Origin of the sequence: Delftia sp. WSY_12 (genome assembly GCF_043104645.1) — a bacterium.
Taxonomy (GTDB): domain Bacteria; phylum Pseudomonadota; class Gammaproteobacteria; order Burkholderiales; family Burkholderiaceae_C; genus Comamonas; species Comamonas tsuruhatensis.
Map to the genome: position 1 here is coordinate 148422 of NZ_JBICKW010000003.1, position 16659 is coordinate 165080.

Annotated in this window: 14 protein-coding genes; 8 read left to right on the top strand and 6 right to left on the bottom strand. The window is 67.8% G+C overall.

Annotated elements, in window-relative coordinates:
• Positions 1-187 precede the first annotated feature (187 nt).
• The 4 genes from ACF8LI_RS00960 (at position 188) to ACF8LI_RS00975 (ending at position 6688) form a co-directional block, all read left to right on the top strand.
• Positions 188-1888, top strand: coding sequence for an AMP-binding protein (locus ACF8LI_RS00960; RefSeq protein ID WP_126311293.1), 1701 nt, complete (start codon positions 188-190; stop codon positions 1886-1888).
• An 85-nt stretch (positions 1889-1973) separates the two neighbouring features.
• Positions 1974-2933 (top strand): MBL fold metallo-hydrolase, encoded by a 960-nt coding sequence (locus tag ACF8LI_RS00965; protein ID WP_392411701.1) that lies wholly within the window; start codon positions 1974-1976, stop codon positions 2931-2933.
• Positions 2934-3596: 663 nt separating this feature from the next.
• Entirely contained in the window at positions 3597-5897 is a 2301-nt protein-coding gene (locus tag ACF8LI_RS00970; protein ID WP_392411703.1) for a catecholate siderophore receptor Fiu, read from the top strand.
• A gap of 110 nt (positions 5898-6007) precedes the next feature.
• Entirely contained in the window at positions 6008-6688 is a 681-nt protein-coding gene (locus tag ACF8LI_RS00975; protein WP_016446503.1) for a Fe2+-dependent dioxygenase, read from the top strand.
• 14 nt (positions 6689-6702) lie between these two features.
• Here the strand turns inward: ACF8LI_RS00975 and ACF8LI_RS00980 are convergent, their stop codons facing one another.
• Together ACF8LI_RS00980 and ACF8LI_RS00985 are read right to left on the bottom strand one after the other, a co-directional pair.
• The gene (locus ACF8LI_RS00980; RefSeq protein WP_047326228.1) at positions 6703-7266 is read right to left on the bottom strand and encodes a DUF4124 domain-containing protein; all 564 of its coding nucleotides are present in this window, start codon (positions 7264-7266) and stop codon (positions 6703-6705) included.
• A gap of 108 nt (positions 7267-7374) precedes the next feature.
• Positions 7375-9354: a lytic transglycosylase domain-containing protein gene (locus ACF8LI_RS00985; protein ID WP_016446505.1), complete on the bottom strand. Its 1980-nt coding sequence runs from the start codon at positions 9352-9354 to the stop codon at positions 7375-7377.
• A 15-nt stretch (positions 9355-9369) separates the two neighbouring features.
• On the opposite strand from ACF8LI_RS00985, the gene ACF8LI_RS00990 reads away from it, so the two are divergent.
• Complete coding sequence (locus tag ACF8LI_RS00990; RefSeq protein ID WP_016446506.1) at positions 9370-9942, top strand: 5-formyltetrahydrofolate cyclo-ligase; 573 nt, start codon at positions 9370-9372, stop codon at positions 9940-9942.
• 141 nt (positions 9943-10083) lie between these two features.
• Here the strand turns inward: ACF8LI_RS00990 and queC are convergent, their stop codons facing one another.
• A complete protein-coding gene (gene queC / locus ACF8LI_RS00995; RefSeq protein WP_061287150.1) occupies positions 10084-10842 on the bottom strand; it encodes a 7-cyano-7-deazaguanine synthase QueC in 759 nt (252 codons plus the stop codon).
• Positions 10843-10930: 88 nt separating this feature from the next.
• Between queC and ACF8LI_RS01000 the strand changes: the two genes are divergently transcribed.
• A complete protein-coding gene (locus tag ACF8LI_RS01000) occupies positions 10931-11623 on the top strand; it encodes a glutathione S-transferase family protein (RefSeq protein ID WP_016446508.1) in 693 nt (230 codons plus the stop codon).
• Positions 11624-11835: 212 nt separating this feature from the next.
• Positions 11836-13089 carry a multifunctional CCA addition/repair protein gene (locus tag ACF8LI_RS01005; protein ID WP_392411705.1) on the top strand — a complete coding sequence of 418 codons (1254 nt, stop codon included), beginning with the start codon at positions 11836-11838 and terminating at the stop codon, positions 13087-13089.
• Positions 13090-13114: 25 nt separating this feature from the next.
• Here ACF8LI_RS01005 and ACF8LI_RS01010 read toward each other — a convergent pair whose 3' ends face one another.
• Positions 13115-15067 carry a 7TM diverse intracellular signaling domain-containing protein gene (locus ACF8LI_RS01010; RefSeq protein WP_392411707.1) on the bottom strand — a complete coding sequence of 651 codons (1953 nt, stop codon included), beginning with the start codon at positions 15065-15067 and terminating at the stop codon, positions 13115-13117.
• A 73-nt stretch (positions 15068-15140) separates the two neighbouring features.
• Here ACF8LI_RS01010 and ACF8LI_RS01015 point away from each other — a divergent pair, with 73 nt between their 5' ends.
• Positions 15141-15824 carry a response regulator transcription factor gene (locus ACF8LI_RS01015; RefSeq protein WP_016446511.1) on the top strand — a complete coding sequence of 228 codons (684 nt, stop codon included), beginning with the start codon at positions 15141-15143 and terminating at the stop codon, positions 15822-15824.
• Positions 15825-15866: 42 nt separating this feature from the next.
• Here ACF8LI_RS01015 and trxC read toward each other — a convergent pair whose 3' ends face one another.
• Positions 15867-16301, bottom strand: coding sequence for a thioredoxin TrxC (gene trxC, locus ACF8LI_RS01020; RefSeq protein ID WP_349335504.1), 435 nt, complete (start codon positions 16299-16301; stop codon positions 15867-15869).
• Positions 16302-16375: 74 nt separating this feature from the next.
• Positions 16376-16570, bottom strand: a complete 195-nt coding sequence (locus tag ACF8LI_RS01025; RefSeq protein ID WP_012203183.1) for a DUF2905 domain-containing protein — start codon at positions 16568-16570, stop codon at positions 16376-16378.
• Between the last annotated feature and the right edge of the window lie 89 nt (positions 16571-16659).

Here is a 16659-nt window from a genome sequence, read left to right on the forward strand (position 1 = left end):
CCCTGAAAAAACGCCAACGTAGCACAGAGCGGCCGCACTTTCGTGGGGACGCCGGCCCCTGCCTAGGACAACCCCGCGTAGACCGCAAAGCACCCGCCTGACCAGAATCAGCCGCAGCGGTGGCCGGCCGACCGGCGCCTGCCCCTTTGCCGTTCCCCTGTCTCACCAGCAACCCAAGGTACCCTGCATGGACGCTGCGCCCTGGCTCAAGAACTATCCCGCCGATGTGCCCCACGAGGTGCATCCCGAGCAATACCGCTCGCTCACACACCTGCTGGAGGAGGCCTTCACCCAGCATGCGGACCTGCCCTTTTCGGTGTGCATGGACCGCTGGATGAGCTACCGCGAGCTGGACCAGTTGTCCACGCGCCTGGGCGCCTGGCTGCAGGGACTGGGGCTGGAGCCCGATGCGCGGGTGGCCATCATGCTGCCCAATGTGCCGCAGTTCGCCGTGAGCATGGCGGCCGTGCTGCGCGCCGGCTACACCTGCGTCAACGTCAATCCGCTGTACACGCCGCGCGAGCTGGAGCACCAGCTCAAGGACTCGGGCGCCACGGCCATCATCATCCTGGAGAACTTCGCCCACACCCTGGCCGACGTGATCGAGCGCAGCGCCATCCGCCATGTCTGCGTCACCGCCATGGGCGATCTGCTGGGCGGCATGTATGGCAGCTGGATCACCTTCGCCGTGCGCCACCTGGCCAAGATGGTGCCGGCCTACAGCCTGCCGCTGGACGGTGAGGGCGGCACCGTGCGCGAGGTCACGACCTTTTCCCAGGCGCTGGCACGCGGCGCCCAGAAAGAGCTGCGCCCCAGCCAGGCGGGACTGGATTCGGTGGCCTTCCTGCAATACACGGGCGGCACCACCGGGCTGTCCAAGGGTGCCGTGCTCACCCACCGCTGCATCGTGGCCGCCACGCTGCAGGCGCATGCCTGGTTCACGCCGGCCCTGCACGGGCGCGTCAGCGCGCAGGACACGCACATCATCGCGGCGCTGCCGCTGTACCACATCTTCGCCCTCACGGTGAGCCTGTTCGCCATGCGCATGGGGGCCAGCCTGAGCCTGATCCCCAATCCGCGCGACATCCCCAAGTTCGTCAAGGTGCTGCAGAAACGGCCCTTCCACATCCTGCCGGCCGTCAACACCCTGTTCAACGCCCTGCTCAACAACGCCCAGTTCCGCGAGCTGGACTTCTCGCAGCTGCGCGTGTCGCAGGCCGGGGGCATGGCCGCCAGCGAGGGCACGGCGCGCCAGTGGCAGCAGGTCACGGGCAGCGTGATGATCGAGGGCTGGGGCATGAGCGAGACCTGCGCCATCGGCACCAACAACCCCGTCACCGCCACGGCCTTCAGCGGCACCATCGGCCTGCCGCTGCCGGGCATCTCCATCGCCATCAAGGACGACGAAGGCCGCGATCTCCCGGCCGGCGAGGCCGGCGAGCTGTGCATCAAGGGCCCCAACGTCATGCGCGGCTACTACAACCAGCCTGACGAGACCGCCAAGGCCTTCACGGCCGACGGCTACATGCGTACCGGCGACATCGGCGTGATGGACCAGGAAGGCTACACCCGCATCATCGACCGCAAGAAGGACATGATGGTGGTCAGCGGCTTCAACGTCTATCCGAACGAACTGGAGAACGTGATCTCCATGTGCCCCGGCGTGCTCGAATGCGCGGCCGTGGGCGTGGCCGACGAGCGCCAGGGCGAGGCCATCAAGGTCTACGTGGTGCGCAGCGACCCGGCGCTGACCGAGGACCAGGTCATGCGCTTTTGCCATGACCAGCTCACCGGCTACAAGCGCCCGCGCACGGTGGAGTTCCGCGACGAACTGCCCAAGACCAACGTAGGCAAGATCCTCAGGCGCGCCCTGCGCGATCCCGCCTGAAACCCGCACGGCCGCAGCTGTAGCCCACGCGTCAGCCGTGGCTGCCTGCGGCTGTTAGCCTCGGGCAAAAGCTGCCCACCTCCTCATGACAACCTCCGCCCCAACCAGCGACAGCGCCGCGCTGCCCCCCGGCATGACCGTGCTGGAGCGCGGCTGGCTGTCGGCCAACAACATCGTCTTCGCGGCCGACCCTGCCGATCCGCAGGACGACGGCGCGGCCGTGGTCGATACCGGCTACGTCAGCCATGCCGATCAGACCGTGCTGCTGATCGAGCAGACGCTGGCTGGCCAGCCGCTGGCGCGCATCCTCAACACCCATCTGCACAGCGACCACTGCGGCGGCAATGCCGCACTGCAGGCGCGCTGGCCGCAGGCCCGGACCTATGTCGCGCCGGGCCAGGCCGAATTCGTGCGCCACTGGAATCCCGAGGCGCTGAGCTACACACCCACCGGCCAGGAATGCCCGCCATTTGCGCTGACTGGCGTACTGCAGCCCGGCGCCAGCGTGCGGCTGGCCGGGCGCGACTGGCAGATCCATGCCGCGCCGGGGCATGACCCGCACTCCCTCATCCTGTTCGAGCCTGCCAGCCGCACACTGATCTCGGCCGATGCGCTCTGGGAAAACGGCTTCGGCGTGGTGTTTCCCGAAATCGAGGGCCTGCAGGCCTTCGAGGAAGTGGCCGCCACGCTGGATGTGATCGAGGCCCTGGCCCCGCTCACCATCGTCCCCGGCCACGGCGGCGTTTTCACGGGCGTGGCCGCGGCGCTGGACACGGCGCGCCGCCGCCTGGACGGCTTTGTGCGCGCCCCCGAGCGCCATGCCCTCTACGCGGCCAAGGTGCTGCTCAAGTACCGGCTGCTGGACTGGCAGCGCGTGCGCACCACTGAACTGCTGGCCTGGCTGGACGCCACGCCCTACTTCGGCATGCTGCATGCAGGCTATTTCAGCCACGAGACCGCCGAGCACTGGAGCCGCACGCTGGTGGATGCGCTGGTGCAATCGGGCGCGGCGCAGCGCGAGGGCGAATGGGTTCACAACGCCTGAACGAAACAGATCTGCGATAGGCGCAAACCACGCCAATCACATCACCGGCCGCAAGCACTGCGCAGCTGCGGCACCACGGGCAGCATCTTCATCGACCGCGTGCGCAACCTGGGCAGCCCGATGCGCGACACCTTCAACATCGAGATCGTCAAGGGCGCCTCGGGTTCCGAGTACGGGCGCAGGCGCCCTGGCGCCCGCCAATCTCTACGATCCCGGCGTCAGCGATGCGATCACGGGCCAGGACATCCGCTATGCCGGCCAGATCAACGAAGGCCACACCAAGACCCTTGCGCTGTACGCCTTCATGGCCTGGGAGCTCAGCGCGAACCTGAGCCTGCAGCTGAACGTCTACAACCTCGCCAACCAGCGTTACATCGCCAGCCTGAACAGCGGCGGCGCGCGCCACATCCCGGGCGGGGCGCGCTCGGCCAGGCTGGTCGCCACGCTGAAGTTCCGAGACCGGGCTGTTGCTGGGCGGCAACGGCCATCCATTCACTTATCAGATTATTCTTATATTTTTATTAGGAATCATTACCATTCTCAATCCAGGCAAAACTGCCTGATCCAGCCAGCACCGGCAAGCCAAGACAGCTCTCCAGCCGCCCGCGCAACGCCGGCCAGCAAGCCAGCATGTTCACTGCCCATCCCGCTTTCCGTTCAACCATGGCGAACTCCAACTCGTACATCAAAAGCCGCAAACACGACAGCGCTGGCCGCTCGCCGTCGGCCGGCATCATCGCTGCAGCCGCGGCCCTGGCCACCCTGGGCCTGCCGGCCGTGGCCCAGACACAGACGCCCAGCGCCAGGACCGCGCCCAGCCTCAAGGAAGTGACCGTCGAAGGCTCGCGCAGCACCGGCTACGAACCCGCACAGGTCTCCTCCCCCAAGTTCACGCAGCCGCTGGTGGACACGACGCAGACCATCTCCGTCATCAAGGAGCAGGTGCTGCAGGAACAAGGCGCCACCACGCTGACCGAGGCGCTGCGCAACGTGCCCGGCGCCGGCACCTTCTACGCGGGCGAGAACGGCAACACCAGCACGGGTGATGCCATCTACATGCGCGGCTTCGACACCTCCAACAGCATCTATGTGGACGGCGTGCGCGACGTGGGCTCCATCTCGCGCGACGTGTTCAACACCGAGCAGGTGGAAGTCACCAAGGGCCCGGCCAGCACCGACTACGGCCGCAGCGCGCCCACCGGCGCCATCAACATGGTCACCAAGCAGCCCAGCCTGGCCGACAGCTTCGGCGCCTCGGTGGGCGCGGGTTCGGGCAGCTACAAGCGCTCCACCGTGGACTGGAACAAGAGCCTGACCGGGATGGGCGGCGCGGCCTTCCGGCTCAACGCCATGGTGCAGGACGCCGGCGTCGCCGGCCGCGACCGCGTGGCCAATGACCGCTGGGGCATCGCACCGTCGTTCGCCTTCGGACTGAACACCGACACGCGCACCTATCTGAACGTGCTGCACGTCAAGCAAAGCAATGTGCCGGACGGCGGCGTGCCCACCATCGGCCTGCCCGGCTACAGCAACACCGATGCGCGCCTGAACGCGGGCCGCCCCGTGGACCCCAGCCGCTTCTACGGCACCAGCGCCGACCACGACGACGTGACGGCCGACATGGTCACGCTGCGCGTGGAGCACGACTTCACGCCCGACACCACGCTGCGCAACACCACGCGTTGGGGCCGCACCAAGCAGGACTACCTGCTCACGGCCTTCATGACGCTGTCCAGCAACAACAGCAGCAATCCCGCCGACTGGACCGTGTCACGCAGCCTGCCGACCTTCAAGAACCAGGTCAACGACATCGTCACCAACCAGACCAACCTGACGACCAAGCTGGCGACAGGCAGCGTGCGGCACGAGCTGAGCACCGGGGTGGAGATCACGCGCGAAAAGCAGAGCAACTACGGCACGGGCACCACGGGCGCCTGGCCCAATGCCAGCCTCTATGACCCGCAGGTGCCCAGCTCCGGCCTGAACTGGTCGCGCAACGGCGCCGACAGCAAGGGCTCGACCGACACCTTCGCGCTGTACGCCTTCGACACGCTCAAGTTCAACGAGCAATGGCAGGCCAACGCCGGCCTGCGCCTGGACCGCTACAAGACGCAGTACGACGCACGCGCCGTCTGCGGCGGCCGCAGCGGCCCGGCCTGCGGCAGCAATCCTGCAGGCACCGTGCTGCCCAGCGCCGTGGGCCTGGAGGCCTCCGACACCCTGCTGAGCTGGAAGATCGGCGGCCTCTACAAGCCCGCGCCCAATGGCAGCGTGTACGTGAACTACGCCCTGTCGCAGCAGCCACCGGGCGGTGCCAACTTCACGCTGTCCACGGCCGCCAACAACGCCAACAACCCCAACATGGACCCGCAAAAGGCCAAGACCGCCGAACTGGGAACCAAGTGGGAGCTGATGGACAAGCGCCTGCTGCTGACAGGCGCGCTGTTCCGCACCGAGATCACCAACGAGATCGTCACCAACCCTGACGGCACCGTGGGACAGACCGGCAAGAAGATCGTGCAGGGCCTGGAGCTGGGCGCCACGGGCCAGATCACGCCCGCCTGGGGCGTGACTGCCGGCTACACACTGCAGGACACCAAGGTGGACACGGGCGCCACCGTGGCGCAGGACGGCTCCAGCGGCCTGACCTATACGCCCAAGAACGCCTTCTCGCTGTGGACCAGCTACCAGTTCCCGTTCGGCCTGACGCTGGCTGGCGGGGCGCGCTACTCGGGCGGACTCAAGCGCGGCACCGACGGCGCCGTGGGCACGCCCAACTTCACCGATGCCTACTGGGTCTTCGACGCCATGGCCAGCTACCGCATCAACAAGAACGCCGACATCCAGCTGAACTTCTACAACCTGTTCGACAAGGAGTATGTGGGCGCCATCAACAAGAGCGGCTACCGCTATTTCCCGGGCACGCCGCGCTCCGTGCGCGTGTCCGCGAACTTCCGCTTCTGAGTGAATGCAAGACGGGCCGCCGCGCCGGCCTTGCAGCGCGCAGAGCGCCGACAATCCCAGTACCGCCCCGGCCCCGCCGGGGCTTTTTCCATGCGAGGAGGACCCGCACCATGATGCTGCACATTCCCGACGTGCTCACGCGCCAGCAGGTCACTGCGATCCGCACAGCCATCGATGCCGCCGACTGGGTGGATGGCCGTGCCACGGCGGGCAGCCAAGGCGCCCGGGTCAAGCGCAACCGCCAGTTGCCCGAAGACTCGCCCGTGGCACTGGAGCAGGGCCGCACCATCGAGCAGGCGCTGGCGGCCAATGCGCTGTACTTCAGTGCCGCCCTGCCCGCGCGCACCATGTCGCCGCTGTTCAACCGCTACGCGGACAGTGAAACCTATGGCCTGCACGTGGACGGTGCGGCGCGGCGCCTGCCAGGCGCGCAGCAGTGGATGCGCACCGATGTGTCCTGCACCCTCTTCCTCTGCGATCCCGAGGACTACGATGGCGGCGAGCTGGTCGTGGTGGACACCTACGGCACGCACGAGGTCAAGCTGCCGGCCGGCGACCTGATCCTCTATCCCTCCACCAGCCTGCACCGCGTGGAGCCCGTCACCCGGGGCGAGCGCGTGTGCGCCTTCTTCTGGGCGCAAAGCATGGTGCGCGACGACACACGCCGGGCCATGCTGTTCGAGATGGACCAGACCATCCAGCGCCTGCGCGAAAAACTGGGCGAGACCGATGAAACCCTCAGCCTCGCGGGCCAATATCACAACCTCCTGCGCATGTGGGCCGAGACCTGAGGGATCGGATCGCTTCAGGGCTTGTGCTTTTCCGCGCAGCCGATCAGGTGGTTGTAGCTGTTGGACATGCACTGGTACATGGCCTTGGAGCGGCCCGTGGAGGCCTGGCAGTCGGCCACCGTGGCGTGCGTGCGCGCCTCGCGGAACTTGCCCGCGGTTGCATCGAACTGCGCCTGCGTGATGTAGCCGCCCTTGAGGTTTTTCTGGCCGTTCTCGACCATGGTGTCCACCTGGCTGCGGATGTTGTCCACGGCGGCTGCGCAGTTCAGCGGCACCTCCTTGGAATCGACCTTGCTCAGGCCCTTGGCCACGCCGTCCGCCAACTCGCGCACCTGCCTGGGCAGCTTCTTCGTGCCGTCGGGATTGCGCTCTTCGCCAAACCGGCCCGAGCCTGCGCCCGAGCTGCCATTGGGCGAGACCTTGATCTGGCCGGCATCGGCCTGGTCGACGGGCAGCTGCGAACCGTAGTGCGTGCGCCCTTCGGCATCCACCCATTTGTAGACGGGCTGCGCCGCCGCCGTGCACGCCCATGCAAGACCCAGCGCGACCCAGGCCGCGCGGCTCCCTGTTGTTGTCATTCTTGAAACCCCTGCGGTATCCGGGGCCGCGGCATGCGGCCCGCCAGTCGGTAACCAAGTGTAGCGCCGACAGGCATCGCCGCACCCCGCAGGAATGTCAAGTGCGGCTCAGGGCAGGTCCTTGCTGGGGTCGGGCGTGGCCGCATCACGCGGGCCGATGGTGCCCAGGCGGCTCTTGAGCGACTGGGGCTGGCCCGTGATCAGCGCCGCGTAGTTGGTGGTGTTGGACAGCACCTTCTTCACATAGTCGCGCGTCTCGGTGAAGGGCACGTTCTCGGCCCAGATGGCGGCGTCGAGCACCGGGCCGTTGCGCCAGTTGCGCGGGCGGCCGGGGCCGGCGTTGTAGCCGGCCGCAGCCAGCGCCATGGAGCCGTCGAAATCGTCCAGCGCCAGCTTCAGATAGGCGGTGCCTATGGTGATATTCACATCGCGGTCATTGATCATGGACGGAGAAAAGTCCGTCATGCCGATCTTGCGCGCCGTCCACCGGGCCGTGGCCGGCATGACCTGCATCAGGCCCGAGGCGCCTACGCCCGAGCGCGCATCCATGATGAAGCGGCTTTCCTGGCGGATCAGTCCATAGACGTAGGCCGGGTCCAGCCCGATGGAGCGCGAGCGCGCCAGCACCGTGTCGTGGAAGGGCATGGGAAAGCGCTGGCTCCAGTCGGCAAAGCTGCGGGTGCGCTCGCTGGTGTTGATGCAGCGGTCCCAGACCTGCTGCTGGCAGGCCAGGTCGGCGGCGGCCAGCAGTTCGCGGTCGTTCATGCCGCCGGCCTGGTGCAGGTTGGTGGCGTAGTTCCATTCACGCACGCCTTCGCTGCGCAGGCCGTTCTGGATGGCGTAGAGGCCGCGCACCAGGCTGGGGTTGGCGCGGGCGGCGGCCTTCTCCTGTGCCGTGGGCGGCGCAGGCGGCGGTGGGGCCGTCACGCGCTGGCCGATGTCCTCCAGCGCCAGCTGCTCGTAGAAACTGCCGGGGCCGGCCATGTCCTCCAGCAGCTGGCGCGCCTCGGAGCGCTCCTGCTCGCTGGGGCGGCCCGACAGCAGGGCGCGGGCCTTCCAGTAGGTCCATGTGTGTTCGGTGCGCTCAGGCCCCATGGCGTCGATGGCACGGCGCACCGTGCGCCAGTCGCCTGCACGCAACGCGGCACGCACCTTCCAACCCAGCAGTTCGTCGCTGAGATCGCCGTCCTTGCGCACCTTGCCGAAATAGGCCGCAGCCTCGGGCTGCAGCTTGAGCGCGGCCTGCTTGCCGATCACGCCCCAGGCCCAGTTGTTCTCTTCGGCCGTCAGCCGGGCACCCCAGCCGCCTTCCAGCTGGGTGGCCGCCGCCGCCGGGTCGCTGGACGCCATGCGGATCAGCGCCAGCAGCGCCAGTTCCTTGGGCACGGCACCGCGCACGCGCGTCTGCCCGGCAAGGTATTTCGCCGGCGAGGCGAATACCTGCGCCACCTGGGGCAGGGCCTCGGGCGCGACGATGGCCACGGCATCGCGCGTGGCCTTCTGGCGATTGGCCTCGGCCGACTGGCGTGCCTTGCGCCAGACTTCGGGCTCGCTGATCTGCTTGGCTGCGTACAGCTCGCCGGCAGCATAGGTGCAGCCGTCGTCGGCGTCGCGCTGGGCCCACCACAGGTCGCGGACCTGCTGGCCAAGATTGGCGGCAGGCTGGCCCTTGAGGTTGTCGATCAGCAGGGCATAGCAGTTGACGGAACGGTCATCGCGCATGCGAAACGCCCCGTGCACCTGATCGAACATGCCCCAGTCGCGCCGCTGCCCCAGCAGCAGCAGCCAGTCATTGCGCAGCCGGTCTTCCTGGTAGGTGCCGGGCCAGCGCTTGAAAAACCCCAGAATCTCGTCGGCACTGGCTTCTTCGAGCCGGGCCTTGAGTTCCCAATAGGCGGCCCAAGGTTCGAGCACATGGCCACGCGCAGAAGGCAGCAGCTGCGTGAGCTTGGCCTTGTCGCCCTTGCGAAAGGCCTGCTGCATTTCCAGCAGGACGTCGTCGCCACGGTTTTGCGCCAGCGCAGGCGTGGCTGCGGTGGTCCAGAGGGAAGCCGCCAGAAGCGGTGTCAAAATCTTCAGCCAGTGCATGGAGGAAATTATCTGATGGACAAAGCAGCCCTGCGCCGCAGCTTGATAGACCAGCGCCTCAACCTTCCCGACCGATTGCAGCGCGCCGACGCGCTGCAGCAGGTCATGCGCTTTTGGCTGATACAGCGGCCCGACAGCATCATCGGCGCCTATTGGCCGATCAAGGGGGAGTTCGACCCGCTGCCAGCGCTTCACCGGTGGAAGGAAGATGGCGAGCTACAGGGTACCCCACAAAGACGCCGCATCGGATTGCCCGTGATCGACAAGCAGCGTAAGACACTCAGCTTTCACGCCTGGTACCCGGGCTGTCCCATGGAAGAGGATGCTTACGGCATTCCCAAGCCCAAGGACACCGAAACCCTGACCCCCACCCTGCTGTTCGTGCCCTGCGTGGGCTACGCGGCCGGTGGCTACCGCCTGGGCTATGGCGGCGGTTTCTACGACCGCACCCTGGCCGAGCTGCAGCCCAGGCCCTTCACCGTGGGCCTGGGCTACGGCTGCGGCTATGTGGACGAGTTCGAGCCCGAGCCGCATGACCTGCCCCTGGACGCCATCTTGAACGACCACGGAGTCGTCTGGCCGGTGTAGAACAAGCACCCCCTGAGGCGCTGCGCGCCTTCCCCCTCTCTGCCCGCTTCGCGGGGGAGGGGGACGACACCCTCACTGCGGGGCGGCCCTTGCTCGGTGTCCCTCGCTTTTGGCCGCGCCGGTTTCTAGCGCTGTGCTTCTTTAGTTTGCTGTCTCGCGCTGCGCCTGCCATTGATGCCAGCCGCGGGCTCGCAGGTCGCAGGCGGGGCAGGTTCCGCAGCCGTAGCCCCAGTCGTGCAGCGTCTCGCGCGTGCCCTGGTAGCAGGTGTGGGTGTCGCGCTGGATGAGGTCCACCAGGGTGTCGCCCCCCAGGTCGTGGGCCATTTGCCAGGTCTGGGCCTTGTCTATCCACATGAGCGGGGTTTCGATGCGCAGGCGCCGCTCCAGGCCCAGGTTCAGGGCGAGCTGCATGGCCTTCATGGTGTCGTCACGGCAGTCGGGGTAGCCGGAGTAGTCGGTCTCGCAGACGCCGGTGACGATGACCGACAGGCCGCGACGGTAGGCCAGCGCGCCGGCCAGGGTCAGGAACAGCAGGTTGCGGCCGGGCACGAAGGTGTTGGGCAGGCCGTCGGCCTGCATGGCGAAGGCCACGTCTTCGGTCAGGGAGGAGCCGCCGATCTGCTGCAGCACGTCCAGCGAGAGAACATGGTCGTCACCCAGGCGCGGTGCCCATTGGGGAAAGTCCCTGGCCAGCCGCTCGCGCACCTGCTGGCGCACCTGCATTTCCACGCTGTGGCGCTGGCCGTAGTCGAAACCCAGGGTCTCGACGCGCTCGTACAGCGACAGTGCCTGCGCCAGGCAGGTGGTCGAATCCTGGCCGCCGGAAAACAGGACCAGCGCAGCCGTGTGGCGCCCCGCTGGCGCCTGGGGGGAAGAGCTATCGTTTTGCATGGCACGCATTAGAGCGCGCCCAGGCAGCGCCCGGCTCCTACATGGGTTTTCCTGCCATGCTTGCTAAGCTGTAGGGCCTATCGCGGAGGTTGCGGCCATGCTCACGCTCTATATCGGCAACAAGAATTACTCATCCTGGTCCATGCGCCCCTGGGTGCTGATGCGCCAGGCCGGCATTGCTTTCGAAGAAGTCATGCTGCGCTTTGACAGCTTCGACGAGCAGTCCGCCTTCAAGCAGCGCGCCCGCGCGCTGTCTCCCTCGGGCCGCGTGCCCGTGCTCATGGACGAAGGCATGGCCATCTGGGACAGCCTGGCCATCTGCGAGTACCTGGCCGAGAAATTCCCTGAAAAACACCTGTGGCCGACCCTGGCCCTGAACCGCGCCCGCGCGCGCAGCCTCTGTGCCGAGATGCACAGCGGCTTCGGCGCGCTGCGCTCGCTGTGCCCCATGAACATCGAGGCCCAGCTGCCCGAGGTCGGCGCGCGGCTGTGGGCCGAGCGCGCGGACCTGCGTGACGATGTCCAGCACCTGTCCGAGCTGTGGCAGCCGCTGCTGTCCACGGCCAGCGGCCCCATGCTGTATGACCAGTTCAGCATCGTCGATGCCTTTTTCGCGCCCGTGTGCATGCGCCTGACGACCTACGAGCTGCCGCTGGCCCCGGCCATCGACGCCTACGTGCGCCGCGTGCGCGCCTTGCCGGGCGTGCAGGACTGGGTGCAGGGCGCACTGGCCGAGCACGATTTCCGGCCGTTCGAGGAACCCTACCGCAGCGCGCCTGCGGCCGGCTGAGCGGCGCACCAGCAAAAGTCGGAGCACTGCTGCGCTGGGGTGGGCGCGGCCTGCGCAATGCCGCGGTTGCGGAGCCATTGCAGCGGCCGTCCGGCTGGTGCTGCTTGAGTGTGTCTCCAGAAAGAATCCGGAAGAAAGCATGCGCTCGGCACTCCATCGGTGCGTGGAGGCAGCCCGCCATCATGTCACCGCCCAGGCCCTACCATTGCGGCATGAGCGAATTTCAGGTGTACATGGTGGGCGGCGCGGTGCGCGACCGTCTTTTGGGGCGGGCCGTGCATGACCGCGACTGGGTGGTGGTCGGCGCCACGCCCGAACAAATGTCCGCGCGCGGCTTTCTGCCTGTGGGGCGGGACTTCCCGGTCTTCCTCCATCCCGAGACGCACGAGGAATACGCGCTGGCGCGTACCGAGCGCAAGAGCGGCCTGGGGTACCGGGGTTTCGTCGTGCAGGCGGCGCCCGATGTCACGCTGGAGCAGGATCTGGCCCGGCGCGACCTGACCATCAATGCCATGGCCGCTCCTGCGGACTGGGATGGTGAAAGCGCCATCACCGACCCCTACCACGGCCAGGCCGATCTTCAGGCCCGGGTGCTGCGCCATGTGACCGGGGCCTTCCGCGAAGACCCGGTGCGCATCCTGCGCGTGGCGCGCTTCGCGGCACGTTTCCACGAATTCACGGTGGCGCCGGAAACCATGGCCCTGATGCAGGAGATGGTGGCCGCCGGCGAGGTGGATGCCCTGGTGCCCGAGCGCGTGTGGCAGGAGATCAGCCGTGGCCTGATGGAGCGCCGCCCCTCGCGCATGTTCGAGCTGCTGCGCGAGTGCGGTGCGCTGGCCGTGCTGCTGCCCGAGCTGGAGCGACTGTGGGGCGTGCCCCAGCGCGCCGAGTACCACCCCGAGGTCGATACCGGCGTGCACGCCATGATGGTGCTGGACATGGCCGCGCAGCTGGACACCCCGCTGCCCGTGCGCTACGCCTGCCTGGTGCACGACCTGGGCAAGGGCACGACGCCGGCCGATGTGCTGCCGCGCCACATAGGCCATGAGCAGCGCAGCGCCCGGCTGGCCGAGAAAGTGGGCGAGCGTCTGCGCGTGCCCACGGACTGCCGCGAACTGGGCGACGTGGTGGCGCGCGAGCACGGCAACATCCACCGCAGCGGCGAACTCAACGGCGCCGCCATCGTCCGCCTGCTGGAGCGCTGCGACGCCATCCGCAAGCCCGCGCGCTTCGAGCAGGCGCTCATGGCCTGTGAGTGCGATGCACGCGGAAGACTGGGTTTCGAAGACCGGCCCTATCCCCAGCGTGCCCGCCTGCGCGAAGCGCTGGCCGCAGCGCTGTCCGTCTCCACCTCTGACATCGCCGCCCAGGCCGCTGCGCGCGGCAAGCAGGGCAAGGCCATCGGCGAAGCCGTGCAGGCGGCGCGCGCGCAGGCCGTGGCAGATTGGCTGGCGCAGGCGGCCTGAGCGCAAAGGCCGCCACACACGGGAATCAGGCTCGCGCCACGGGCAGGACCAGTCGCAGGCACACGGGCTGCTCGCCTCCTGCCGTCAACAAGGCCACGCTGCCGCCCAGCCGCTCGGCGATGCGCCGCACCAGGTACAGCCCCAGCCCGGCGCCGGGCCGGTGCTGGGCGTTGCGGCCACGGTAATACCTTTCGAACAGCTGGTCCTGGTCCGCCTGGGCAATGGGCTCTGCCGGATTCGAGACCTGGATCTCCAGACCCTCGCCCTGCCTGGTCACGTCCAGGCGGACCGATTCGCCCTCGGGCGTGTGGCGGTCTGCATTGGCCAGCAGATTGCGCAGCGCGATGCGCAGCAGGCCGGCATCGGTGATCAATTGCTGCGTGCCCCCGCCCAGTTGGCAGACGATGCGGCCGGGCGCAAAGTCCAGGCACAAGCCATCCACCAGCGCATGCAGGTCGCACGGCTGCAGGCGCGGCTCGGCATGGGGCTGGGGGTCGGCCATGCGGTCGTCGGCCAGGCAGTCGTCCACCAGGGCCAGCAGGCGCTGGGCGGCTTCGCGGATGTTGCGGCTGCGTGCCAGCGTCTTGTCGGGCGGTGCAGCCAGATTGCGCGCCAGTTGCTGCGCACTGGTCAGGATGATGGCCAGCGGCGTGCGCAGCTCGTGCGAGACCATGGCGACAAAGTCGCGCTGCTCCTGGCGCACCCTGCGCTCCAGCGCCAGCGCCTCGCTGAGTTCGCTTTCGCGCAACTGTCGCTGCCGCAGTTCCGCCTCCAGCCGGACCTGCTCGTGCTCTCGAATGCGGCGCCTGCGCTCGTATCCGCCGATGATCCAGCCACTGAGCAGCAGCATGTGCGCCATGGTGCCCAGCGCGGACGCATGCGTGGACACCAGCGCGGTCAGCGCGTTCATGGGCAGCCAGCCCAGGTTGCGCAGGAAAGAGATCAGCACGCCGGCATAGAAGATGCCGAACGCCAGCATGAAGAACCGTGCCGGGGCGTGGCCGCGCCGCCACAGCCAAAGGGCGAATGCGAGAAAGCCCACGGTCAGCGGCAGGGTCATGGCCTGCACCGGGACCATGCCCGCCGAGTAGTGCCCCGACACCACCAACAGCATGCAGCACAGGCTGAACAGCCACAGCAGCGGCACGCTCTGGCGTACCAGCCGCGGATACAGCGATGCCAGCTCCAACTGCCTGCAGGCCAGTTGCATGGAGATCGCCAGGGCGCCGGCAATGCCGCATCCCAGCAGGCGGTCGCTCCAGAAACCCGGCAGGCCCGTCAACTGCTGCACCAGCCCCAGCGATACCACCTCATTGAGCACGCAGACGCTGAGATAGGCCAGAAACAGGCCGCTCACCGGAGCCCGCGTGCCCAGCCAGAACACCAGTTGCACGCCAATCAACAGCAGGTACAGCCCGAAGTACAGGCCGAACGAGAGGGCCTCGCGCCGCGTATGGTTGTCGAACGCCAGTCGCTGCCACAGATCGATACGGGTGACGAGCGCGTTGCGCGCACGCAGGCGCACCAGCAACTCGTATGACCCGGCGGCAGCAGGTTCGAACTGGAATGCGGGACTGCGGTAGTCCACCGGCCAGGCGTGACGCGAAATCTCTTCGCCACTGCGCCCCAGCAGCTGCCAGGGGTCGCCAGGCCGGCGCACATGGACCTCCACCTCATCGAGCAGGGCATTGCCCAGCAACAGCATCCAGCTGCCGGGCTGCTGCACCTGCAGCGGCATGCGCAACCAGACCGCCGCCTGCGTGAAGCTGGCGTTCAGGTGCCCTGGCATCGCCTTCCACCCGGGCGCCAGGTCGGCCTGCCGGACATCGAGCAGGCCCGAAGCGTCATCGAGCCGCTGCCACTGCCCTGCGGTCTCCTGCATGGGCACATCGGGGTCCAGCACGAGGGTCCGGGCCTGGAGCAGCAGTGGGCACAGCAGCCAGGCCAGCACGATGAGGGTTGCACGGTAATATCGCATCTGAAGTCCACCACGGGGCCGCCAGCGTACACCAGCTGTCTGCGCTGTCACCCGCCTGCCCTCCTCCCAGTCCATGCTTGATGTGATCCTGCTCGAAGACGAGCCCGTGCTGCGCCATGAACTGGGCGAGTTCCTCGAATCCCTGGGCTATGCACCGCAGTGCGTGGCCAGCCTGCAGGAGTTCGACCGCCATTTCGATGCGCGGCGCCACCGGCTGGCCATCATCGACATCGGCCTGCCCGACGGCAACGGCCTGGCGCTGATCCAGCGCCTGCGCCAGCAGGGCCAGCAACTGGGCATCATCGTCTTCAGCGCGCTCAACAGCAGCGCCAACCGCATCGACGGCCTGGAGATCGGCGCCGACCACTACCTGGGCAAAGGCTGCGATCTCGACGAGCTGGAAGCCACCCTGGCCGCCCTGGTGCGGCGCCTGGGCCTGCAGCAGCGCCAGGCGCCGTGGCTGCTGCAGCTTGGCCCCAGCCGCCTGCAGCCCCCCGCCTCGCCCCCTGTGGCGCTGTCACACCAGGACCTGCTGGTGCTGCACTGCCTGATGGGCAAGGCAGGGGCCAGCGTCAGCCGCCGCCAGATCGTGCAGGCGCTGGGTGGAGACTATCTGGTCTACGACCAGCGCCGCCTGGACACCCAGATGCGCCGGCTGAGGCGCAAGGTGCAAGAGGCCAGCGGCCAGCAGCTGCCTGTCAAGACGCTGCGCAACAGCGGCTATTGCTTCTATCTGCCGGGTGAAGTGCAGGCCTGAGGAAGGGCCTGAAGGCGCCCGGTCCTTGCGGCCTGGCAACCATCAGACGACCGAGCGCACCCAGCGCACGATCTCGCCGGCAGGCAGCGCGCCGGAGACACGGGCGATCTCGCGTCCTTCCTTGAACACCACCATGGTCGGGATGCTGCGGATGTTCCAGGGCGCGGCAGCGTGGGGGTGCGCCTCGGTATCGAGCTTGGCCAGCTGCACGCCGGGCGCCAGCGCCTGCGCCGCCTGCTCGAAGGCCGGCGCCATCATGCGGCAGGGGCCGCACCAGGGCGCCCAGAAGTCCACCACCACCGGCGCCTGGCTGCGCCCCACATGCCTGGCAAAGCTTTGCGCATCCAGCGCCACGGGCTGGCCGGTGACCAGCGGCTGGTGGCAGCTGCCGCAGTCAGGCGCGCTGCCGAGCTGGTCGGCCGCAATGCGGTTGGTGGTGTGGCAATGGGGGCAGACGAAATGCAGCTTGTCGGACATGGGCGGCCTCTTGTTCGGAAGTCATGGGGCAATGCCTGCATATACGGGCGGCGCGCCCGTGCTTCAAGCCATGCTCAGACCAGCTTGGCGATCAGGGCGGCAATCACGCTGAGCAACACGGTGCTGGCAATGGGCAGAAAAATCACGCGGCCGAACAGGCGAAAGCGGAAGTCGCCCGGCAGGCGGCCCAGGCCTATGCGCTCCAGCCAGGCGTGCAGGCCATTGAACAGCAGCAGGGCCAGGAAGATGACGAGGAGCCAGCGGATCATGGCGCCGAGTGTACGGCGGCGGCGCGTCATGGGCGGGACACATGGGCGCCCTACATTGGGAAAGTCCCGTGGCGGGAGGCTTCGGGACC